Source organism: Niastella yeongjuensis (assembly GCF_900110245.1).
In the GTDB taxonomy this organism is placed as follows: Bacteria; Bacteroidota; Bacteroidia; order Chitinophagales; family Chitinophagaceae; genus Niastella; species Niastella yeongjuensis.
In genome coordinates this window covers 322,305-345,225 of the sequence record NZ_FOCZ01000003.1, presented here as the reverse complement: position 1 = coordinate 345,225, position 22,921 = coordinate 322,305, and the positions used below count along the sequence as shown (strand labels likewise).

Sequence of the window (22,921 nt, the reverse complement as noted above, 5' to 3'; positions counted from 1 at the left end):
TTGGAGGGGGCCTACTGTACTTCAATAACCGCGTGCCGGATAGTGGCCGGGTAACCGCCTTCGTACCCGTGCCGGGAAGAATCGATGGTGCCCCGGATCAAAACAGTGCGATTACTCATGGTGTCGCAGCCATTCATTGATTTGGAATGTTTGGCTTCTACCCAGATGCGGGCTGTCCAATCGTAGGATTTATAATCCGAAACAGGCTGGATCTCAGGCTGAACTGAAGTATGTTCTGCACCACAAACGTAATACCCCCGGATCTCTACTTTTTTATTCTGGTAACTGCCAATGGAATCCAGCAGGTTTTCCAACGGAACCCGGGAATAATCGCTTTGCGCATTTTTGGAATGGCTACAGGATTGAATGAATAATACGGTTGGAATTAATGCTTTGGATATTAAGGATTTCATGATGAAAGGATACGATTAAAAATTGCGCTATAATACACATTTTTTGGCAAGGATCAAATGGGGACAACCCCCGTGAAATTCACGGTTTTTGCATAAAATGCCCGTCTGGCTTAGGTTTTCTATTGCTTTTTCAGTAATTTACTTTAAATGATTGCTCACCAAAACAATGCCGTATGAATAAAAAAGTGGCCGATGTTCTGCTTCGTAAGGGAAGCAATATTACTACCGTTTCACCGGAAACAACAGTACTGGAAGCGCTCCATATCATGGCCGATCAGAATATCGGTTCCGTGATGGTTTTGCAAGATGGCCACTACCTGGGCATTGTTACAGAACGTGATTACTCGCGCAAGGTAGTTCTCAAGGGGAAATCTTCTACCGACACAATTGTATCGGAGATCATGTCTAACGATCTGCCGCGTGTTACCGCGCACGATTCTGTTGATTATTGCATGCAGTTAATGTCCGACAAAAACATCCGTTACCTGCCCGTTTTCGACGAGAACCAGGTAACCGGTATCATTTCTATCAATGATGTGGTAAAAGAAACGATCCTGTCGCAACAGGAAACCATTACCCAGTTAAAAGACTACCTGCATTCCAGTTTATAAGCGTAGCAGCAACTAACTAAAAAGCTCCTTTGGTAATCCAAAGGAGCTTTTGTGGGCCTCCCCCCGGCCCCCTCCGGTGGAGGGGGAGAAATACAATCTCGCCACTAATTTCAACCTCCCTGTCAACGCTATCAACGTATTAACTTGTCAACGTGTTAACTTGCTTCGCCCGCCGAAGCCTTGGCGTAGGCGGGTCAACCTTTCAACTTCAAACCCAATAACATAATAACCTATGAACTTTCAACTTTAAACTTTCAACTTTCAACTATTCCTCATTCTCTTTCTCCGTAACAACCACCAGATCATCAACCGAAACGGTAATAGGCATAAGTCCTAACTGAACAACTGCTTTCTTACCGCGCAGCTCTTTTACCTCCCCTACCTGGTGGTTCTTTTTCATCAATACTTTATCACCTACCTGTATGTCACCACCTACCTCATCGTATTTTGAGTTGATCTTTTTCTTTACTTTCTCCGTAACCTGTTTCTGATGTTGTTTGAACAACAGGGCATGCATTTGTTTTATCAGGTCTTTCTTATCGTCCTGTGCTTCGGCTTTCTTCCAGTCAAACACCAGCTGTTTCAGGGTGCGTTCCATGTCTTTCAGGAAAGCGATCCGGTCTTCGGTAATGCGGTTCTGGTGTTTCAATACTTCCACCTGTTGCAGGTGTCGTTCTTTATTGATCACCAGTTGCATTTCCTTATGCAGCTTTTCATTTTCTTTGATCAGCTTCGACAGTTCCTTCTCTTTCTTTTCAATCTCCCGTTGGTCCTGCTCGGCGCGGTTCAATAATTTATCGAGGCGGAAATGATCTTCATCGACGAGGTTGCGTGCGCGTTCTATCAACCGTTTATCGAGCCCGATGCGTTCGGCAATAGAGAAGGTGTACGAGCTACCGGGTTTACCAACGGTCAGTTTATACAACGGCATCAATGTTTTTTCATCAAAGGCCATAGCTCCGTTGATGATGCCCGGTGTTTTGTTGGCCATTACCTTCAGGTTCAGGTAGTGGGTGGTAACAATACCCATGGCATGTTTATGCCCCAGTTCTTCCATGATCACCTCGGCAAATGCGCCCCCCAGATTGGGATCACTACCACTACCCAGCTCATCGATAAAGAACAGGGTTTTACCATTGGCATTTTCAATAAAATGCTTCATGTGCAACAGGTGCGAGCTGTAAGTACTCAACTCGAACTCGATGCTTTGGGTATCACCGATATGGATCATGATCTGTTTGAAAATACCAAACACCGAATTGGGATGTGCCGGTACCAGCAAACCACTCTGGATCATTAGTTGCGAAAGCCCTACCGTTTTCATGGTAACGGTTTTACCACCGGCGTTAGGTCCTGAGATCACCAGGATGCGTCTTTTTTCATCGAGTGTAACATCAACCGGAATGGTTGGTTTCTTCGATTTCTGATGGTACAGGTACAGTAATGGGTGATAGGCCTGTATCAGCTGCACATGCGCTTTATCCTGCAGCATGGGGAAGTTGCCATTCATATCAAGCGCCAGCTTTGCCTTGGCCTGTATAAAATCGTATTCACCCAATACCTGGTGCCAGGTTTTCAGCAGGGGAGCATACATGGCCAGCCGGGCAGTGAGTTGTTGCAGGATGCGGTGCACTTCGCGCCGTTCATCATTCTCCAGCCCAAAGATCTCATTGTTCAGCTCGATGGTTTCTTCCGGTTCAATATACGAGGTGCGGCGGGTATCGCTTTCACCGTGCAGGATCCCTTTTACCTGCCGCTTTTGTTCTGCTACGATGGCAACCACGCGGCGGCCGTTCAGAAAGGCCTCATCGATATCTGCCGTATAACCAGCTTTGCTTAGCTTTTGAACGATCTTATCGAACAGGCGGCGCAATTCGGTACGGCGCCGGTACAGGCTGCTGCGAATGCGTGCCAGGTCTTCCGATGCATTGTCTCTTACCTCGCCATTCTCCAGCAGCACATCATCTATCAGTTCCATGATCACCTTTTCGTAATAGGTGTCACCGATCACTTTTACCAGGGCTGGATATGCCAGGCGGCGGTCCGCATCGAACCAGCGGAAAATGTTTGAAATGCTTTCGGCCAGCTTACGTATTTGCATAAACTGTTCACCGGTAAGCATAGCGCCGCTAATGCCCAGTAATCGTAATTCTTTGGCCAGGTTCAGCACGTAATCATTAGGGAAATACATGCTGTGCTCTATCAATAATTTGTATTCGTGGCTTTGTTGTAACTCCAGCTCAATAAATTCTTTGCGGGTATGAATGCGCAGGTCTTGCGATTTGCTTTTGGCATACTCCGTTTTACTATGCTCTTCCAGCAGAGCCTTAACTTTATCAAACTCCAGTTGTGATAACGCCGTTTCAGGAAAAAACTTCATATAAATAACTCTTCTCGAACCGGCAAAGGTACTATAGTTTTTTGGTTGTGGGTAATGTACACGGTATTATCTGGAACCAGATGGCCTATAAACCACCCGGGACGGGCTTTTTTACGATTTGCACAAAGAAATATATCAGAAAAATAACCTGCACCAGCAAAAAGCACCAGCCACATAGCACCCTCAATTGGTTCCTGAACATCAATGCATCCAGGTCGGAAGTGGTATAATTACCGGCAGCAGAGCCACCGTTTACCAGTCCCAATGCCAGGAAACCAGTTACGAGTAACAATGTTACTCCCATGTAGGTAAGGGTGATCTTTTTATTCACTGTCTGGTGCCGGCGACGGATCAATTTCAGCAAAAAGACAACCAGCAGCAGCCACAGGGCACATGTACCCGCTACATATGAGTTGGGGATGATATAATAGCTATCATCGATATTAAGGTCGGTTGATGCCCTACCAAATTTCGATGCAGTAAAAAACAACAAAATAAGCACCGGCCAAAAAAGGATGTTCTCTATCTTTTTCATAATTGCTTCCTATAGCGGGGCGTAATATTACTACAGTCAATTCGATCCTACAACCCCTGCCGATATATTTATAAAATATACTATACAATATTTTACCCGGTTACCCCTTTTAAACCTTCTAATCAGGAACCGGTCTGACTTACAAATCAATTGCGTACAATGAAGTATCTTATACCCAGTGTGCTTATTCTTTTAGCTACCAGCACCTTGAAAGCACAAACCAGCACGGCATCAGATAGTCCCCAGTTACCCGGCGATAACTTCAGTTTATCGGGCGCCCTCGATCTGTTTAAAAAAGCAGGGTCTCCCGAAGATTTTGAAAAACTGCTCAACTCTGAAGACAGTAAAGTAAACAACCTCGATCTTAACGAAGATGGCAACACCGATTATATAAAAGTAGTAAGCAAACGTGAGAATGATGTGGAGGTATTTGTGCTGCAGGATATTATCTCTGAAACCGAAAGTCAGGATATTGCCGTGATAGAACTGCAAAAAACCGGTAATGACAATGCCGTGATCGACATTGTCGGCGACGAAGATATTTATGGACAGGAAACCATTGTAGAACCCGAGGAAGCTGAGAATGCGTTTAATGAAGGTACATCCAACCTGGCCGGCGGTCCTAATATGGAAAGCGCCAACCCATTCTCCACTGACGGTATTATAGTGAACGTTTGGGCCTGGCCTTGTGTTCGGTTTGTATATGCCCCCTCCTATGTAGTGTGGGTATCACCTTACACCTGGCGTGCGCACCCCGTTTGGTATCGCCCCTGGCGCCCAATGGCATACACCGTTTACCGCCCCATTCGTTATCACTACCGCGCGCATTATGCAGTAGTTACCACCCGCCGCGTTGTTGTAGCACAACCTATTTACAGACCTATGCGGGTTACTTCGGTAACGGTTACCACCCGTCACCAGGCTCAAATAACCACTTACCGCGCCCGCAGAACAACCAGAACAACCGTTGTTCGCAGCAACAATGCCCCTGTTCGCACCAGAACAGCCCCTGTTGGCGGCGGCAACAACACCACTGTTCACAGAAGAACAACCACCGTTAGCGGCCCGCACGGCGGACAGGTAAACAGAACCACCACTACTGTAAAACGTAGAAGAAGATAGTTTTGAATATCCGAAGGTTAGTTACACTGCATCGGCCAACTGGCAGGTGCAGTTTTTTATTTTAGCCGTCGTCTAATATGGTATTACCGTCAATTGCTACTTTTGTATTTCCTTAACATCTGCCACTGCACACCCCGCGTATATAGTGGTGTTTAAAAACAATACAATGATACATCTGATAAAACAACATGGAATGAAGGTCTTTTTGACAGGTGTGTTGGTAACAATAGTCACATTGTTCTCCTGCGCACAAAAACGAAACGAAAAAAAGAATATAAGCAAGGATATGACAACAACTACAAATATGGTGAACACGGCCACCGATACCGCCACGTTTGGTACCGGTTGCTTTTGGTGTACAGAGGCTATCTTCCAGGAACTGGAAGGTGTGATCAAATCTACTTCAGGGTACAGCGGCGGTACCGTTGCCAACCCTACCTATAAAGAGGTATGTACCGGCAATACCGGCCATGCAGAAGTAATACAGGTGGTGTATGATCCTAAAAAGATCACTTATGATGAGTTGCTGGAAGTTTTCTGGAAAACCCACGACCCTACCACCCTTAACAGACAAGGTGCCGACGTAGGTACACAATACCGCAGTGTGATCTTTTATCACAACAACGAACAAAAAGAAAAAGCCGAAAAATATAAAGCTGAACTGGATAAAAGCGGCGCCTTTAACGATCCCATCGTAACGGAAATCTCACCGTACACGAAGTTCTATGCCGCTGAAAACTATCACCAGGATTATTACAACCAGAATGGTGATCAGCCTTATTGCAGCATTGTTATCAGACCCAAGGTGGAGAAGTTTGAGAAGGTGTTTAAGAGTAAGTTGAAACACTAGTTGAATACAAGACCTGTAAGGTGCATCATTTGAGCTAGCATACGCAGCATGATGACTTGCACCTGACAGGTCTTTCGCTTTATATACCGACCTGTCAGGAGCGCTTAGACTGTCTAAAAAATCAAACTCAAAAGGCGCACCTTACAGGTCTTTTCATTTCTCAAAATACGTTCGCCTCAATTCCAACTGATTCAATCCATCAGGAGCAAAATGCTTCACTTTAGGCTGCACCAACCTCACCACCTCATCATAAAATAATGGTACTACCGGTGCGTCATCGATCACCAGTTGGTCCATTTGCTGGTATAACTTATAACGCAGGCTATCGTTTTCCGTTACCATGGCCTGATCGTACAGGGCATCGAATTTTGGATTGTTATAACGGGTGTAGTTAGGCGGTGCAGGATTGCTGCCATAAAATACGCTCAGGTAATTTTCTGCTTCCGGGAAATCGGCTATCCAGCTGCCACGGAAGAACAGCGCCTGCGATTTGGCCGTTTGTTCCAGCAACAGGCTCTTGGGTATTACTTCTATCTGTATTTTGATGCCTACTTCTTCTAACTGACGTGCAATAAAACCGGCTATATCGCTATAGATGGGGATGGTAAGCAGCTTTATTACCGGCAGTCCTTCCCCATCGGGAAAACCTGCCGACTGCAACAATTCGCGGGCTTTAACCGGATTATAGGAATATCCTTTCACCACACTGCTGTCGAACGAAGGCAAACCAGCTGGAATAAACCCGCTTTCTGCCGGCATCCCTTTCGAATTGTACAGGTACATGATCATCTTGCGCCGGTCGAACCCATAATTGATAGCCTGCCGTACGGCTTTCATCCGCAGGGGGGAGCCGGTCACCAGTGGATTGTTCTTATCCATTAAGATGCCCAGGTATTCTGTATTCAGATAAGAGTGTTTGGAAAGAATGATCTTACCCTGCCAGTCCTGACGCAATTGTCCTTTTTTAGTAAGGATCTCATCCTTGAAGGAGGGGTCTATGTCGTTGATAAAATCCAGTTCGCCCTGTTGAAACAACAGGAATTCGGTAGCCCTGCTGTCCAGAAAAGTGATCTTGATGCCATCGAGATACGGCAGGGGTCTGCCGGCGCTGTCGTGTTCAAAATAATGGTCATTCTTCTGCAAAATCATGGCCTGCCCTTCTTCCCAGGCTTTGAATTGAAACGGACCCGTACCGCAGGGATGACTGCGAAAATCAGCCCCGTATCTGGTAACCACTTCCCTGGGCACAATGGAGCAGTATTGCATGCTCAACAAACCCAGAATAGGCGCGAAAGGACTTTTTAAGGTAAGCTGAAAGGTAGAATCATTCAGTGCCTTAAAACTGTCTTTATCCTTTACCCGGTCGTTGAAGATCCAGGCGCCGCTGCTGGCTGTTGCCGGGTCTATTATGCGGCTGAAGCTGTAGGCTACATCAAAAGCTGTTAAGGGCCGGCCTTTCCCCCCGGGGAAAGCATCGTTGTCATGAAAGAAAACCCCGGGCCGTAAATGGAATGTATAAACCTTGCGGTCAGCCGATACCTCCCAGCGGTAAGCCAGGGAGGGAACGATCTTTAGGGCGTCGTTTGTTTCTACCAGGGTATTGTACAACTGATGGACTGCCCAAATGATCGCCTGGTTTTTGGCAAAAGCCGGGTCAAGCGTGGGAATACCGGTAGTTTCATTGTAATGAAATACCTGTTTATTACCGCTTGTACGACTACCGCAGGAATTAAATAAAATCACACCAAAAAAGACAGCAAAAAATATAACTTTAGCTTTCATATACTATCATCAACTATGAAAATAGGTACTTTTTCATTTCTCCTCCTTAATTTATCATTTCTCATTATAGCGTCTTCCTGCGCCGCACAACCGCTGGGAAATAAAAAGCAATTCACCCACCAGGACACATTGCGTGGCACCATCACCCCCGAAAGGGCCTGGTGGAACGTATTACGGTACGATATCCAGGTTACCCCCGACTACGGGAGCAAAACCATCCAGGGAAAAAACAGGATCACCATACAGGTTTTAAAGCCGCAGAACAAATTACAGCTGGATCTGCAGGAGCCGATGATCATAGATAGCATTTTCTTAGTTGCACAAACCGGCACCAAAACCAACCTGAACTTTGAAAGAGACGGTAATGCCTGGTTTGTGGCCATGCCGGCTTTAACTGCCAATACCACTCCGGCACTGGAAGTGATTTACCATGGTAAACCCCGGGAAGCGGTTCGCCCCCCATGGGATGGCGGCTGGATCTGGACCAGGGACAAACAGGGCCGTCCCTGGATGAGCGTGGCCTGTCAGGGCCTGGGCGCCAGCGTTTGGTACCCCTGTAAAGACCACCAGAGCGATGAACCCGATAACGGCGCCAGCCTCAGCGTCACCGTGCCCGATACGCTGGTGGCAGTGGCCAATGGCCGCCTGCAGGAAAAAACAGCCAATAACAACGGTACCGCTACTTATACCTGGGCGGTAAAGAACCCCATCAACAACTACAACATTATCCCCTACATTGGTAAATACGTAACCTGGCACGAAGACTTTGCGGGTGAAAAAGGCAACCTCGATTGCGACTACTGGGTGTTGGATTACGACCTGGAAAAAGCCAAAAAGCAATTTACCCAGGCCCCTAAAATGCTGAAGTGTTTTGAGCATTGGTTTGGCCCCTACCCTTTTTATGAAGATGGCTATAAGCTGGTAGAAGCGCCGCACCTCGGTATGGAACACCAGAGCGCAGTAGCCTATGGCAACCGCTTTGAGAATGGCTATCTGGGCCGCGATCTGTCAGGTACCGGCTGGGGGCTTAAATGGGATTTTATCATTGTACATGAAAGCGGGCACGAATGGTTTGCCAACAGCATTACCAGCAACGACATTGCAGATATGTGGGTGCATGAGGGTTTTACCAATTATTCCGAAACCCTGTTCACTACCTGCGAATTTGGAGTGGAAGCCGGTAATGAATATTGCATCGGCTCCCGCGCGGGCATCCGAAACGATATTCCCATTATCGGCCCCTATGGCGTAAACCAGGAAGGCAGCGGGGATATGTATCCCAAAGCGGGCAACATGCTGCATACCATCAGGCAGATCATCAACAACGATTCTATTTTCCGCAGCATCTTACGCGGTCTTAATAAAACCTATTACCACAAAACAGTGACCTCAAAAGAGGTGGAAACCTACATCAGCCGCCAGGCCAATCATGATTTTTCAAAGGTGTTTGATCAATATCTTCGCACCACTCAGATTCCGGTGCTGGAATATGCCCTCAAGGGTAAGGACCTTAAATTCCGGTTTACAAATTGCATCAAGGGATTTGGCATGCCATTAAAAGTGAAATTCGGCAAAGACGAAAAATGGATCCGCGCCAATGAGGACTGGACCATTATTTCGGGCACCAATGCCGGCGACTTTACCGTTGACAAGAACTTTTTTATCAACGTAAAGAAAGTTAACTGGTAACAAAAAATATAGCGAATCAAGAAATTAAATAAATGAGCATACGGCGGCAAAGTATTATTTCTTCCATATTGGTGTATATAGGAATTGGGCTGGGATTGGTGAATACTTACCTGTATGCAAAAGGATTTTCCGAATCAGAGTACGGTTTAATAGGGTCTTTTCAGGCCTTTGCCACCCTAATGCTTTCTTTCTCCAATTTGGGCCTCACCTACTACATTTTTAAATTCTATCCGTATTATAAAGACAACCTGCCGCGCGAAAAAAACGACATGATCACCATAGCCCTGGTGGTTGGTTTTATGGGGTTCCTGTTTGTGATGATCGGTGGTTTTGTATTTAAAGATCTGGTGGTCCGGAAATACTCCGCCCACTCACCCGAGGTGGTGCGTTACTATTACTGGTTTTTCCCTTTTGGGTTTGGCCTTTCCATCTATACTGTTTTGGAGGCATTTGCCTGGCAATTGCGGAAATCGGTGTTCACCACCTTCGTGAAGGAAATATTGTTCCGGTTGTTTGCCACTATCCTGATCGTGCTGCTCTTTTTCCGGTTCATTAAAGACTTTGACCTGTTCATTAAGATATATGCTTTCACTTATATTGGCATTGCCGGGTCGCTGATAGGGTATTTGATTTACACCCGTCAGCTTCATTTTACTTTTACCATCAGCCGGGTAAGCAAAAAATTCTCTAAGAAAATAATCAGTTCCAGCCTGTTTGTGTGGGGTGGTTTTCTGGTAGTGAATGTATCAAGCGTATTTGATACGCTTGTAATTGGCGCTGTAGTAACAAATGGCATGATGTACGTGGGTATTTATACCCTGGCCCAAAATATGTCGGGCCTGGTGTTTGCACCGCAACGGGCTATTAGTGCAGCCGCTGTAGGTCCATTGTCGCAAGCCTGGAAGGATAAAGACATGGGCCGCATCAATCGCATTTACCAGCGCAGCAGCATCAACCAGCTGATCTTTGGAGTGGCCATATTTCTTTTAATATGGCTCAACTTTAACGATGCGGTGCTCACCTTACATTTAAAACAGGGTTATCTCGATGCCCGTATTATTTTCTTGTTCATTGGTCTTACCAAAGTGATAGATATGGGCACCGGGTTAAATGCCCAGATCATTGGGACCAGCATTTACTGGAAAGTCGAGATCCTTAGTGGGGTGATCTTATTACTGCTAACCCTGCCATTGAATTATCTGTTGACGCTTGAATTGCATGAAAAAGGGCCTGCTGTTGCCAATCTTTTTTCCATCATTGTGTACAATGGCATCCGCTACTTTTTTCTGTTAAAGAAATTCAAATTACAGCCATTCACTTTGCAAACAATATACTCGCTTTTATTGGCCGCAGTCTGTTACGTCATCTGCTTTTTACTCTTTAATTCCTTTCAGGGATTTATCTGGCTGGTGTTGCGCAGCTCCCTGTTTATTTTGTTGTATGCAACAGGTGTATTGTATCTCAAATTGACCCCTGATGTATTACCTGTCTGGGAGACAGTTAAAAAGAAATTAAAATTGACAAAACAGTAAGGAAAAGCCTACTGTTTTAGAAAAGTAGAAGTAGGAAGTAAGATGTATGATGTATGATGTTCGCTGTTTTCGGAATCTCTGCTTCTTATTTCGGACTTCTTATTTCTTACTTCATACTTCCTACTTCTTATCTCTTACTTCCTACTTCTTACTTCATACTTCTTACTTCCTACTTCTTATAAATGCAGTTTCTTTAGTATTCCCTTAACAGTATTCATGGCTGATAAATGTCAAATGAACATTAACAAATGTTCGTTTCACGTTTTATAGCAAAAAGCCAATGTAATCGTTTTCGTAAAAAGATACCCCGTTTTTACAGAAAAACCCCTAGTGCCAATTCATGCTTTAGTCTATTTTCCTTTATATCTGCTCAACCGTTGATGCAAACGGTTGCATTGCGTCGTTACTTTGACTCAGAAAGAAAAAAAGCAGGAGTTCTTGGTCAAATATCTGATGAAAGTAGCCAGTCCCTAAGAAAACAGTTGATTCGTAGCATTAAAGTAGCCGTCCCTGGGAATACAGTTGATTAGTAGCGCAAAATGTAGTTCAGTCCCTTGATAAACTATTGATTCGTAGCATAAAAGTAGCCGTCCCTTAGTAAACAGTTGATCCGTAGCCTAAAAGTTGTCAGTCCCTAAGTAAACTATTGATTCGTAGCACAAAAGTAGCCGTCCTTTAGTAAACAGTTGATCCGTAGCCTAAAAGTTGTCAGTCCCTTCGTTAACAATTGATTCGTAGCACAAAAGTAGTCAGTCCCTAAGAAAACGTTTGATTCGTAGCATTAGTTTCCGTTTTTAGTTCGTATCCCTTTGAACTCTTTTCGATTTATTGTTACATCAATTAAATGTCCTTTTATGAAAAGCTTGTCAATTGCCCAACACCCGGCACCAGTATTCACTCAAACCCGTACTTCTACCTCCGTACCTGTACCCTTACACAAATTAATCGACCAGCTGATGAACAGCTTTGTTCCGCTGGCAGCCACCCAGCATAGTTTTATCATAAACAATGTTGATGAAAGCTTTCAACTGAATGCCGATGAGCAGATCCTGGCTTTTATCGTTGGCAATCTGTTAAACAATGCGATTGTTAGTTCGCACAACGCGTGTGTTCGAATTGAAGCAGTTAAGAAACCCCAGGGCGTGCAGATCATTGTGCGGAACAATGGAACTAATTTTTATAGCACTGTGGCGCATGGATTTTCCCAGGTAGTGGCAGCAGCCCGCACTATGGGCGCCAATATCAATATTTACAATCAGAAACACGAAGGAACAGTTATTACGCTGTCGATGGCCGCTTAAAGGGCAGAAGGCAGAAAAAACATGGCAAGGTTCAATATATAGGAAAATCCAATATCCTGTGTTGAACCTTTTTTAATGCCTGGAACTCAAAACTTTGGACTTAAAACTTTCAACTTTAAACTTAAAACGTTGAACTCAATGTCTGACTTTAAGCTAAAAGTTACTTAACAACTCGTCCGCCCCCTGCGAAACGGGCTTTATAATAATCCTCATTCAGATCACTGATTATTACCCCACTGCTGGTGGCAGCATGTATAAACTTGTTATTGCACAGATAAACGCCTACGTGGGTTATTCCACCTTTGGAGCCATTGGTTTTAAAGAATACCAGGTCGCCCTGGGCTATCTTCTTCTTTTTAAGGTGGGTGCTTTTATCGTACATATCCGCGGAGTTGCGGGTGAGGTTCACATTATAATACGACGCCATAAACGATTTGGTAAAACCACTGCAATCGACCCCATCGTGCGTATCGCCGCCGTATTTGTATTTGGTGCCGTACCAGCTGTCGATCAATTCCAGCAACTTGCTATCGTTGATCATTTCTACCGGAATATCAAGCAGAATGGCATATTTAAACTGTAATGGTGCGCTTAACTCGATCCCGATCACTTTGCGGTTCTTCAGGTCGGCAACCCGGTTCTCTTCTTCGGGAGTTAATGCGGCGAGCCTGGTAGTAGGACTCGCCACCTTCCTGGCTTTGGCAGTAGTGGTGGTAGTGCTCTTGGTGGTCTTCTTTTTACTTTTGCCATCCTGAAATACCTTATAAAGGCCAAATGGATGACGTGCTGATGCTGGTTCAGCATACACCAATAGGGTGGATATAATGATAATCAGATACTTCACAGGCTGGGAATTTTATTGCTATAATAGTACCTATCCCAATTCATCAGGCCCCGATCATGTTATAGCAAGGCCCCAAAAATAGCAAATACATTGCCAGTATGGCATTAAAATTTGGAAAGAATTACACATAAAGCACTCCCCTCCTACCATTCACCGTTCCTAATTAACTTATGCAGGCAGTGTGGATATAAATTATTCGGGATCACTTTTGAATAAAGAACTTTATACCACAATTTCGTGTTTTAATTTAAAATTGTTGCTCATTGGAAATGAGCGGCTTAAGCGAAAGAACAGGATTTCCGGTATGGTAGGGCAGAAGTAAGAGATAAGAAGAATGAAGTAAGAAAAACAATTGTTCAGAAGTCCCGAAAATCAGGAGACACCCTAACATCCTACATCCTATTTCGTCGAAAAGAACCACAAAAGCAGCACTTTAGAACAAATTAACTTTATTAAAGATACATGTGTAAGTTTTCTCATCTACACGTTCATACCCAGTTTTCGTTACTCGATGGACAGGCGTCTATCCAGTCATTGTATAAAAAAGCCGTAAAAGACGGGATGCCCGCCCTTGCCATTACCGATCACGGCAATATGTTCGGCGCCTTTGAATTTGTGGCTGAAGCTTATAAACACAAAAATGAAGACGGCAGCCTGAAGGTAAAACCCATTGTAGGTTGTGAATTTTATGTGGTGGAAGACCGTCATAGAAAGACCTTTTCCAAAGAAGTAAAAGACGAACGCTACCACCAGGTACTGCTGGCAAAAAATAAAGTGGGTTACCAGAACCTGGTTAAATTAACCAGTCTGGGTTACATAGAGGGGATGTACAGCAAGTACCCCCGGATCGATAAAGGCCTGATTGAAAAATACCGCGAGGGATTGATCGCCACTACCTGCTGTATAGGCGCCTATGTGCCGCAAACCATTCTGCACGATGGCGAAGAAAAAGCCGAAGCCGAATTCAAATGGTGGCTCGATCTGTTTGGGGAAGACTATTTCATTGAAATTCAACGGCACAACCTGAAGGAGCAGGAGATCATCAACCAAACCCTGCTGAAGTTCTCCAAGAAGTACAATGTGCCTGTTATTGCCACCAACGACAGCCATTACACCGATCAGGACGATTACAATGCCCACGACATCCTGCTGTGTATCAACACCGGCGAAAAGAAAAGCACGCCAGGTTTCGATGATTTTGTAAACGACGATACCAATATAAAAGACCGCCGCTTCAAATTTCCCAACGACCAGTTTTACTTTAAAACCCAGGAGGAAATGAAGAAGCTGTTCAGCGATATTCCCGAGTCGATCGACAATACCAATATGATCGTTGACCGGGTGGAAGTGCTGAACCTGAAAAAAGACATCCTGTTACCGGCTTTCCCCTTACCCAAAGAGTTCCAGGTCACTGAAGACAGCAACCTGAACCAGTGGGAATTTCTGAAACACCTTACTTACGAGGGCGCGAAGGAACGCTACGTTGATATAACGCCTGAAATTCAGGAACGACTTGACTTTGAGTTGTTTACCATCAAAACCATGGGGTTTGCCGGTTATTTCTTAATTGTAAGCGATTTCATAAAAGTGGGGCGTGAACGAGGGGTGTTCATTGGGCCGGGCCGTGGATCGGCTGCTGGTAGTGCCGTGGCCTTTTGCACCGGTATTACCAATATCGACCCCATTAAATACAACCTGCTGTTCGAGCGCTTTTTGAACCCCGACCGTAAGTCGATGCCGGATATCGATACGGACTTCGATGATGAAGGCCGGCAAAAAGTGATCGACTATGTAGTGGAGAAATATGGTAAAAGTCAGGTAGCCCAGATCGTTACCTATGGTACCATGGCTGCTAAAAGTAGTATCAAGGACGTAGCCCGTGTGCTCGACCTGCCCCTGGTAGAATCGAACGCCATGGCGAAGATGGTACCGGAAAAGCCGGGCATTGAACTGGGCCGCGTATTACATGCACCTTTAACAGCTAAGGAGGGTGAGAAATCACTGGAAGAAAAAGAAGGCATTGGGCCCGATGAAATTGAAATAGTTAAAAAGCTACGTGAAGTATACAACGGGCAGGGATTAACCGCTACCGTACTGCACGAAGCAGAGCGGTTAGAGGGCTCCGTTCGTAACACCGGTATCCACGCAGCGGGTATCATCATTGCCCCCTGCGATCTGACCGATCTGATCCCGGTGTCTACTGCGAAAGACTCCAGCCTGTGGGTTACCCAATTTGAGGGAAGCCTTATTGAAGACGCCGGCGTAATTAAGATGGACTTCCTGGGTTTGAAAACCCTTACCATCATCAAGAACGCCCTGCGTATGATCAAGGAAAACCATGGGGTTGAACTTGACATCGAGACCATTCCGCTCGACGACCCCAAAACATTCGAATTATACCAGAAGGCCGAAACCGTTGGTACGTTCCAGTTTGAAAGTCCCGGGATGCAAAAATACCTGCGCGACCTGAAGGCTGACCAGTTTGCGGATCTTATTGCGATGAACGCCTTGTATCGCCCCGGTCCGCTCGCCTACATTCCTAACTTTATCGATCGTAAACACGGCCGCGAGCCCATCACATATGACCTCCCGGAAATGGAAGAGTACCTGCACGAATCATACGGTATCACCGTATACCAGGAGCAGGTAATGTTGCTGGCGCAAAAGCTGGCCGGGTTTAGTAAAGGGGATGCCGACGTACTGCGTAAAGCGATGGGTAAAAAGCAAAAAGCGGTACTTGACAAAATGAAGGCCCAGTTCGTAAAAGGCGCTTCTGAAAAAGGCCACCCGGTTGATAAGCTCGAAAAGATCTGGACCGACTGGGAAGCGTTCGCCCAATACGCCTTCAACAAATCGCACTCTACCTGTTATGCGTATGTGGCATATCAAACAGCCTATTTAAAAGCCCACTACCCTTCTGAGTACATGGCGGCCGTGTTGAACAACGCCGGTAACATAGAAAAGATCACCTTCTTTATGGAAGAGTGTAAACGCATGGGTATAGATTGTTTTGGACCAGATGTAAATGAATCGAAAAAAGGGTTCTCCGTAAATAAACAAGGGCACATTCGTTTTGGTTTGGGTGGGTTGAAAGGTGTGGGTGAAGCTGCGGTGGAAAGCCTGATAGAAGAACGCGAAAAGAATGGCGAGTACGTGTCGATCTTCGACATGATCAAACGCGTGAACCAGCGTACTGTAAACAAGAAAACACTGGAAAGTCTGGTATATGCGGGTGGCTTCGATTGTTTTAAAGATATGCACCGCGCGCAATACTTCTTTACACCGCCAAACGATACCAGCACCGGGTTGGAAAAGATCGTACGGTATGGCAACATATACCAGGCACAGAACGTAAATACCAGTAATACGCTTTTTGGCGGGCTTACAGAGGTGATGGAAATACCACCACCGAAGATCCCACCATGCGAACAGTGGTCACTTACGGAGCTGCTGAACTATGAAAAAGAGGTTACCGGGATGTTTATGAGCGGTCACCCGCTCGATCACTTCCGGTTCGAAATAAAACACTATGGTATTACTACCATGGCCGAGTTCAATGAAATAAAAGATACCCTGGCCCTGCAGGCCAATCCGGGCCGCCCCTTCAGGCTGGCCGGACTGGTAACAGACGCCCAGCACCGGGTTACCCGTACCGGACGTCAGTTTGGTTCCTTCTGGATAGAGGACTATTCCGGCAAAAGCGAGTTCATGTTGTGGAGCGATGACTACATGCGTTTCCTCAATTACCTCGAAAAAGGTAAAAACCTGTTTATAACCGGTGCTTTCAAACCCCGGTTCAATAAAACAGAGTTTGAGTTCAAGATCGAAAAGATGAGTTTGTTAGAGAGCATTAAACAAAATCTAACCAAACAGGTTATTATTGATGTTGAAGCGCGGTTCGTGAATGAGGAGCTGATCAACTTCCTGGAAAAGAACCTGAAAGCTTTTCCTGGCAACAGCAAATTGAAATTCAATGTTAAAGATCTTAAAACACAGTGCCGGGTAAGCCTGGCAAGTGTGGAGACGGGTTTTGAAATGAATGACGAAATGACCGCTTTCCTGCAAAGCCGTCCCGACCTGGATATACAGGTAGTGACTGCATAAATTGCAAACATTCAGGAAGATCGATGTTTTCCCACTGACAGGGTGGGCACCACACCTGACAGGATAGGCAAACAAAGGGTATGGCATAGAATTCGACGATAATATATTACTTTTTTGAAGTTCAAAACTTTGGAAAACGTTTAAGAAATTATTTATAAACTTTACACACTAAATTTATATTTATGGCTTTAGAATTCACAGACACAAACTTCCAGGACAAGGTCCTCGATTCTGATAAATTAACAGTTGTTGATTTTTGGGCTGAGTGGTGTGGTCCTTGTCGCGCTATCGGACCAGTTATTGAAGAATTATCGAAAGAATACGATGGTAAAATAAACGTAGGCAAAGTTAACGTTGACCATAACCCACAATTATCTATTAATTATGGTGTTACTTCTATCCCTGCTATCCTTTTCATAAAAGATGGTAAAGTGGTTGACAAGCTGGTAGGTGCACAACCTAAAAGCAACTTTGTTAAAAAGATAGAACAACATATAGCATAATTTGCTTTCATTGTATTAAAGCGCCCTGACAGTCTCGTCAGGGCGCTTTTTTCTTTCGCATTCTCCTGTACGAAAGATTGTTTATCTTCATTCCGCCTTAAACAATCAATAACGCGCCATGAAGTCAACCCTTTCTCTCGCTATTGCGACCCTGTTCGCAACCCTTCTCATCACATTCAGCTGTCAAAAATCAAGTCACGGAGATCCGGATCCCACTGATCCCAACCCACCCAAACCACCGGCCATTGAATATGTAACAGCCGGTGTATCAGGACGGGTAGTGGACGATGCCAATCAACCCGTGAATGCAGCTGTTGTAAAAGTGGGGGCAGCCTCTGCCACTACCGACATCAATGGTAATTTCACCATCGCCAGTGTAAGCCTCAATAAAAATGCAGGTCTGGTGAAAGTAGAAAAAGATGGTTTCTTTTTAGGCAGCCGTACCATTGTAGTAAACGCCGGGGCAACCAGCAACGTAACCATACAACTGATCCCGAAAAAAGTAGCCGGTACCGTTACTACAGGTGGTGGAAGTGTAACTGTACCAAGCGGTGGTACCATTGCCTTTACGGGAAATAGTTTTACCAATACCGGTAACAACAGCGCTTATACCGGAACAGTTTCGGTAAGCGCCTTTTTCATAAATCCAGAAGCAGCCAATTTCAAAGAGATCATGCCCGGTGCTTTAAGAGGCATCAATGCATCGAATGAAGAAACCGGTTTGCAATCCTTTGGCATGATGGCCGTTGAATTAAACGGAGCAGGCGGTGAAAAACTGCAGCTGGCCACTGGCAAAACAGCTACCATTACCTTCCCTATTCCTACTAGCTTGTTGTCACTGGCGCCGGCCACCATTCCATTATGGAGTTTTAACGATTCATCGGGGTTATGGAAAGAAGAAGGAACTGCCACCAAACAAGGCAGCAATTATATAGGTACCGTAGGCCATTTCTCTTTCTGGAACTGCGATTACCCGTATGGGGTGGTTGATTTAAAAGCAACCATTAAAGACCAGAACGGAAACCCCTTATATCCGGCCCAGGTGATTTTAAAAGTTAAGACTGACACCGTAACGATATCCGGATATGGTAATACGGATAACATCGGTTTTGTAGGTGGAAAGATCCCTATCAATAAGGCCTTACAGATGAACGTATACAACAAATGTAATACACTGTTGTATACAAGAGATATTGGTCCCTTTTCAACTACGGCCGATCTGGGCACCATCACCGTACCCAATAACAGTACCTCACAATTGACCATTACCGGGTCTGTGCTCAATTGTAATGCGGTTTTCGTTACCAATGGTTTTGTTGATGTGCTGCTCGATGGGGTGCATAACCGGGTGCTTGTTAAAAACGACGGCACCTTCAGCATTGTCTTCGACCGCTGCAACCCGACTACTGCCACCGCTACCCTTACAGCCTATGACCTCAGCAATAACCAGAATGGCAGCTCAACCATTTTGTCAGTTTCAACAGGCACAGTAAAAGCAGGCGTATTAAACGCATGCGGCAATACCATTGCAGAGTTTGCCAACTACACCCTGAACGGCGTAACGTACAACTTTGCCACACCAGCGGATTCCATGAGTTTGAATAAATCATCAGCTACCTCTTATTCTTTGTGGGTTACCCGTAAAGGCGGAAATTTTAACGAGAGTACCTATATAGATTTCACGGCATCGGCAACGGGCGCTGCCCCACTCACTGGTGTATATATTAATACTGGTACCCGCGGCTATTATTCAACAGGCACCGGCACCGTAAACATTACCGAATTTGGCGCCGCAGGCACCGGGTTCATAGCCGGTAATTTTACTACCACGCTTACAGATACCATAACTGCACAAACAGCCCCTGTTAATTATACGTTCAGGGTAAAAAGGACCCAGTAACAATTACTTCTTACATAGCGAAAGGGCCAAAGCTGTTTTAAACAACTTTGGCCCTTTTATATTTTCTGATCAACTTTTCATCAATGCGCCACCACCACCTTTTCATCGGCAGGAACATGTTTATACTTAAATACCAGCGGAAAAATAATACCCAGCAACAACGCATAACCGGCAAAACTGAACCAGATGGCAGGCCAGTCCTTTATCCCGTCTACCGTAAAATGATCTACAACCCGGCCGCTGATGTAATTGCCCACATAGGCTCCAATACCATTGGTCATTAACATAAACAATCCCTGTGCACTGGCCCTGATCTTGATATCGGCTTCCTTCTCCACAAACAAAGAACCGGAGATATTGAAGAAGTCGAACGCCATTCCATAAATGATCATGGAAAGGATCAACAACCACAAGCCGGTACCGGGGTCGCCTACAGCAAACAGCCCGAAACGGAAAACCCAGGCAAAGATGCTCATCAGCATAACCAGTTTAATGCCGAAGCGTTTCAAAAAGAAAGGAATGGCAAGAATAAACAGCGTTTCAGAGATCTGCGAAATGGAAATGACTATGTTGGAGTGCGTTACCCCAAATGCATGGGGGTATTTGGTATTAAAATCGTTGAGGAAGGCAGAGCCGAAGGTATTGGTAATTTGTAACGCCGCACCCAGCAACATGGCAAACAGGAAAAAGACCATCATTTTTCTCTTCCTGAACAAAACAAAAGCGTCGAGCCCCAGTGAACTGGCCAGACTTCTTTTTACGACCGATTTAACCGGCGGACAACCGGGCATCGTAAACGCATACACCCCCAGTAACAAACCTGCTCCCGCACTGATGTACAATTGCATGGGACTTAAGTTAAAACCACACAGATCAACCATCCACATAGCTGCCACAAACCCAATGGTACCCCATACGCGAATGGGTGGAAAATCCTTTACAATATTGAAGCCTCTTGTTTCAAGCACGATGTACGATACGGTGTTATTCAACCCCAGTGTAGGCATGAACATAAAAGAGTTCAGCAACATAATGGTATACAGTGTGGGATAATCGGTTACTTTCGAGGCCCACAATAAAAGTAACGCACCTATGATATGACAAAGCCCCAGCACCCTTTCTGCATTCACCCACCGGTCGGCCACAATACCAAATAAAGCCGGGGTAAAAATAGAGGCCACGCCCATAGTTCCATAAATACTGCTTACCTGAATGCCCGAAAAGTGCAGCACATTGAACATATAAGCGCCCATCGAAATAAGCCACGAACCCCAGACAAAGAACTCCAGAAAGTTCATAATAGTGAGACGTAACCTGATATTCAAAGTATATTCTTTTTGTTTTGAGTAAAATTGGACGAAGGACTTAGCTCCTTTAATACGGGAAGATAAATAATTAAGGTACAAGAAACAAGGTTTAACGTTAGGACGGCGCCAGATGGGCCATTCAGCGCCTAAATTGTCCGCTTTACTGTGTTACCACCTGTAAGGCGACGCAAATAACTACATTTGTGTATGCGGTCATTGTCCGATATAAAACCAGGCATCATCATCTCGCTTTCCATCGGGAGTTTTTTTGTGCTGCGCTTTCTGATCCCGCTCAAAAGCACGGTCCCCGATCAACGGCTGGTGCGCTGGAACGACGGCGGGTGGCCCGAATTTCTGCTGTCCTTTTCTGTGATCACACTTTTTTCCTTCATTTGCTGGCTCATACACCAGTACGGACGGCAAACCCATTTTCGAATAAAAGCCTTTAATAACAACTGGGTAAAAGGCATTGTTGGGGTGTTGCTGTGCATCCTGATTTCCTTTAGCATCGATCTGTTCGAATTGCATATCTATACTGCCAATGGCGATGCCCCGCCCCTGCGGCGATTTTTCTTTTTAGGTATCCGCGGACTCACCATCGGCGGCTTCCAGTATTTCATGGTCTATTACATTGCCGCTATAAAAAAGGTAGAGCATTCAAAGATGGAAATAGAGCAGCTGAAGAAAGAAAACCTGCAGGCCCGGCTGAACCTGTTGAAACAACAGATCAGTCCGCACTTCTTATTCAACTCCCTCAGCACGTTAAAAACGATTGCCACCGATCAAAACACCCGGCAATACATTATGCAGCTCTCAAATGTATACCGGTATTTATTGAACTACAACGACAACAACGTGGCCTCGTTAAAAGACGAGCTGGCGTTCACCAACTCCTATTTATACATTTTAAAAGAACGGTTCGAAGACGCGCTGCAGGTGCATATTCAGGTGCCTGAAGACTTGTTGTCACGGAATATAGTACCGCTGTCCCTGCAGATCCTGATAGAGAATTCCATCAAACACAATATCATTTCATCGGGCGATCCCTTGCACATTTATATCCATAATGATGGAAACGATATTTTAACGGTGGAAAACAATATGCAGCCTAAACTGTCAACAGAAAAAAACACCGGCAAAGGTTTACAGAATATAAACGATCGTTACCAGCTGTTATCCGGTAAACAGATCGAAATAACCAATACCGGCGCCAAATTCATTGTAAAACTTCCATTATTGCAGTCATGAATGTATTGATCATTGAGGATGAGATAAAAACAGCGCGCGAGTTGAGATCATTGGTTTCCGCATTGCGGCACGATATTACCGTGCTCGATATATTGCCAACCATTAAAGACAGCATCCAATGGTTCGGTTCGCACCCCGCCCCCGACCTGGTTTTCTCCGATATTCAGCTGGCCGACGGGTTATCGTTCGACATTTTTAAAAACACCCCGGTAAATACCCCGGTTATCTTTTGCACGGCATTCGACGAATATGCCATCCGTGCCTTTGAGACCAACGGCATCGACTACCTGTTAAAACCCATCGACGAAAACCGCCTGCAACAGGCCCTTGATAAATATGATACCCTCAAAGATGTCTTCAGCCCGGAGAAAACCGGCTATGAAAAGAAGCTGGAAAACCTGTTGAGCCAGCTCTCCGGTAACTATAAAACTACCCTGCTTATTCATTTTCAGGAAAAGATCATTCCAATTAAAACAACTGACATCGCCTGTATTCATTATACCAACGGGGTAACCAGTATCTATACACATGCCAATCAAAAATATGTGATGCCATCCACCCTCGATGAGCTGGAAGCCATGCTGCAACCCGATCTGTTTTTCCGCGCCAACAGGCAATTTATCATTAACCGCCAGGCTATTGTAAACATCGAGCATTATTTCTCCCGGCGGCTGGTGGTTCGTTTGGCCATTCCCACCCCCGAGAACATCATCATCAGCAAAGTACGATCTGGAGAACTTTTACAATGGCTTGAAAACGCCTGACCTGCGCATGACCTGTCAGGACCGCATCAATCGTCT

General features: G+C 45.2%; 17 protein-coding genes. 11 read left to right on the top strand and 6 right to left on the bottom strand.

Annotated features, from left to right (window positions below; genetic code table 11):
- Nucleotides 1–11 precede the first annotated feature (11 nt).
- On the bottom strand, nt 12–413 hold the full coding sequence (locus BMX95_RS09880; protein ID WP_081204257.1) for a hypothetical protein: 402 nt from the start codon (nt 411–413) through the stop codon (nt 12–14).
- Nucleotides 414–586: 173 nt separating this feature from the next.
- Here BMX95_RS09880 and BMX95_RS09875 point away from each other — a divergent pair, with 173 nt between their 5' ends.
- Entirely contained in the window at nt 587–1,024 is a 438-nt protein-coding gene (locus BMX95_RS09875; RefSeq protein ID WP_081204255.1) for a CBS domain-containing protein, read from the top strand.
- A 265-nt stretch (nt 1,025–1,289) separates the two neighbouring features.
- Here the strand turns inward: BMX95_RS09875 and BMX95_RS09870 are convergent, their stop codons facing one another.
- Both BMX95_RS09870 and BMX95_RS09865 read right to left on the bottom strand, forming a co-directional pair.
- The gene (locus tag BMX95_RS09870) at nt 1,290–3,404 is read right to left on the bottom strand and encodes an endonuclease MutS2 (protein WP_081204253.1); all 2,115 of its coding nucleotides are present in this window, start codon (nt 3,402–3,404) and stop codon (nt 1,290–1,292) included.
- Between the two features lie 85 nt (nt 3,405–3,489).
- Entirely contained in the window at nt 3,490–3,939 is a 450-nt protein-coding gene (locus BMX95_RS09865) for a hypothetical protein (RefSeq protein WP_081204251.1), read from the bottom strand.
- 159 nt (nt 3,940–4,098) lie between these two features.
- On the opposite strand from BMX95_RS09865, the gene BMX95_RS09860 reads away from it, so the two are divergent.
- Nucleotides 4,099–5,061 (top strand): hypothetical protein, encoded by a 963-nt coding sequence (locus BMX95_RS09860; RefSeq protein WP_081204249.1) that lies wholly within the window; start codon nt 4,099–4,101, stop codon nt 5,059–5,061.
- A 166-nt stretch (nt 5,062–5,227) separates the two neighbouring features.
- Nucleotides 5,228–5,911, top strand: coding sequence for a peptide-methionine (S)-S-oxide reductase MsrA (gene msrA, locus BMX95_RS09855; protein ID WP_242673254.1), 684 nt, complete (start codon nt 5,228–5,230; stop codon nt 5,909–5,911).
- Nucleotides 5,912–6,064: 153 nt separating this feature from the next.
- Here the strand turns inward: msrA and BMX95_RS09850 are convergent, their stop codons facing one another.
- Complete coding sequence (locus tag BMX95_RS09850; RefSeq protein WP_081204247.1) at nt 6,065–7,693, bottom strand: ABC transporter substrate-binding protein; 1,629 nt, start codon at nt 7,691–7,693, stop codon at nt 6,065–6,067.
- Between the two features lie 15 nt (nt 7,694–7,708).
- Between BMX95_RS09850 and BMX95_RS09845 the strand changes: the two genes are divergently transcribed.
- From BMX95_RS09845 to BMX95_RS09835, 3 genes are all read left to right on the top strand, one after another.
- The gene (locus BMX95_RS09845) at nt 7,709–9,382 is read left to right on the top strand and encodes a M1 family metallopeptidase (RefSeq protein WP_081204245.1); all 1,674 of its coding nucleotides are present in this window, start codon (nt 7,709–7,711) and stop codon (nt 9,380–9,382) included.
- Nucleotides 9,383–9,414: 32 nt separating this feature from the next.
- A complete protein-coding gene (locus BMX95_RS09840) occupies nt 9,415–10,914 on the top strand; it encodes a lipopolysaccharide biosynthesis protein (RefSeq protein ID WP_081204243.1) in 1,500 nt (499 codons plus the stop codon).
- A gap of 854 nt (nt 10,915–11,768) precedes the next feature.
- Nucleotides 11,769–12,215 carry a sensor histidine kinase gene (locus tag BMX95_RS09835; protein WP_081204241.1) on the top strand — a complete coding sequence of 149 codons (447 nt, stop codon included), beginning with the start codon at nt 11,769–11,771 and terminating at the stop codon, nt 12,213–12,215.
- A 160-nt stretch (nt 12,216–12,375) separates the two neighbouring features.
- Here BMX95_RS09835 and BMX95_RS09830 read toward each other — a convergent pair whose 3' ends face one another.
- Nucleotides 12,376–13,059, bottom strand: a complete 684-nt coding sequence (locus tag BMX95_RS09830; RefSeq protein WP_081204239.1) for a C40 family peptidase — start codon at nt 13,057–13,059, stop codon at nt 12,376–12,378.
- Between the two features lie 462 nt (nt 13,060–13,521).
- Between BMX95_RS09830 and dnaE the strand changes: the two genes are divergently transcribed.
- The 3 genes from dnaE to BMX95_RS09815 all read left to right on the top strand — a co-directional run bounded on the left by dnaE (nt 13,522) and on the right by BMX95_RS09815 (nt 19,566).
- Nucleotides 13,522–17,163, top strand: coding sequence for a DNA polymerase III subunit alpha (dnaE, locus tag BMX95_RS09825; RefSeq protein ID WP_081204238.1), 3,642 nt, complete (start codon nt 13,522–13,524; stop codon nt 17,161–17,163).
- A gap of 182 nt (nt 17,164–17,345) precedes the next feature.
- Complete coding sequence (gene trxA / locus BMX95_RS09820) at nt 17,346–17,666, top strand: thioredoxin (protein ID WP_081204236.1); 321 nt, start codon at nt 17,346–17,348, stop codon at nt 17,664–17,666.
- A gap of 118 nt (nt 17,667–17,784) precedes the next feature.
- Nucleotides 17,785–19,566 carry a carboxypeptidase-like regulatory domain-containing protein gene (locus BMX95_RS09815; protein WP_081204234.1) on the top strand — a complete coding sequence of 594 codons (1,782 nt, stop codon included), beginning with the start codon at nt 17,785–17,787 and terminating at the stop codon, nt 19,564–19,566.
- A gap of 80 nt (nt 19,567–19,646) precedes the next feature.
- On the opposite strand, the gene BMX95_RS09810 is transcribed toward BMX95_RS09815, so the two are convergent.
- Nucleotides 19,647–20,891, bottom strand: coding sequence for a nucleoside permease (locus tag BMX95_RS09810; RefSeq protein WP_081204594.1), 1,245 nt, complete (start codon nt 20,889–20,891; stop codon nt 19,647–19,649).
- A 189-nt stretch (nt 20,892–21,080) separates the two neighbouring features.
- Here BMX95_RS09810 and BMX95_RS09805 point away from each other — a divergent pair, with 189 nt between their 5' ends.
- Entirely contained in the window at nt 21,081–22,121 is a 1,041-nt protein-coding gene (locus BMX95_RS09805) for a sensor histidine kinase (RefSeq protein ID WP_081204232.1), read from the top strand.
- On the top strand, nt 22,118–22,885 hold the full coding sequence (locus tag BMX95_RS09800) for a LytR/AlgR family response regulator transcription factor (protein ID WP_081204230.1): 768 nt from the start codon (nt 22,118–22,120) through the stop codon (nt 22,883–22,885). The genes BMX95_RS09805 and BMX95_RS09800 overlap by 4 nt, the downstream gene beginning before the upstream one ends.
- The last annotated feature ends 36 nt before the right edge of the window (nt 22,886–22,921 follow it).

Coding starts and splice junctions, on each gene's coding strand:
- BMX95_RS09800 (WP_081204230.1), top strand. CDS start 22,118: ATGAATGTATTGATCATTGAGGATGAGATAAAAACAGCGCGCGAGTTG.
- BMX95_RS09880 (WP_081204257.1), bottom strand. CDS start 413: ATGAAATCCTTAATATCCAAAGCATTAATTCCAACCGTATTATTCATT.
- msrA (WP_242673254.1), top strand. CDS start 5,228: ATGATACATCTGATAAAACAACATGGAATGAAGGTCTTTTTGACAGGT.
- BMX95_RS09815 (WP_081204234.1), top strand. CDS start 17,785: ATGAAGTCAACCCTTTCTCTCGCTATTGCGACCCTGTTCGCAACCCTT.
- BMX95_RS09860 (WP_081204249.1), top strand. CDS start 4,099: ATGAAGTATCTTATACCCAGTGTGCTTATTCTTTTAGCTACCAGCACC.
- BMX95_RS09865 (WP_081204251.1), bottom strand. CDS start 3,939: ATGAAAAAGATAGAGAACATCCTTTTTTGGCCGGTGCTTATTTTGTTG.
- trxA (WP_081204236.1), top strand. CDS start 17,346: ATGGCTTTAGAATTCACAGACACAAACTTCCAGGACAAGGTCCTCGAT.
- BMX95_RS09840 (WP_081204243.1), top strand. CDS start 9,415: ATGAGCATACGGCGGCAAAGTATTATTTCTTCCATATTGGTGTATATA.
- BMX95_RS09875 (WP_081204255.1), top strand. CDS start 587: ATGAATAAAAAAGTGGCCGATGTTCTGCTTCGTAAGGGAAGCAATATT.
- BMX95_RS09805 (WP_081204232.1), top strand. CDS start 21,081: ATGCGGTCATTGTCCGATATAAAACCAGGCATCATCATCTCGCTTTCC.
- BMX95_RS09870 (WP_081204253.1), bottom strand. CDS start 3,404: ATGAAGTTTTTTCCTGAAACGGCGTTATCACAACTGGAGTTTGATAAA.
- BMX95_RS09845 (WP_081204245.1), top strand. CDS start 7,709: ATGAAAATAGGTACTTTTTCATTTCTCCTCCTTAATTTATCATTTCTC.
- BMX95_RS09835 (WP_081204241.1), top strand. CDS start 11,769: ATGAAAAGCTTGTCAATTGCCCAACACCCGGCACCAGTATTCACTCAA.
- dnaE (WP_081204238.1), top strand. CDS start 13,522: ATGTGTAAGTTTTCTCATCTACACGTTCATACCCAGTTTTCGTTACTC.
- BMX95_RS09850 (WP_081204247.1), bottom strand. CDS start 7,693: ATGAAAGCTAAAGTTATATTTTTTGCTGTCTTTTTTGGTGTGATTTTA.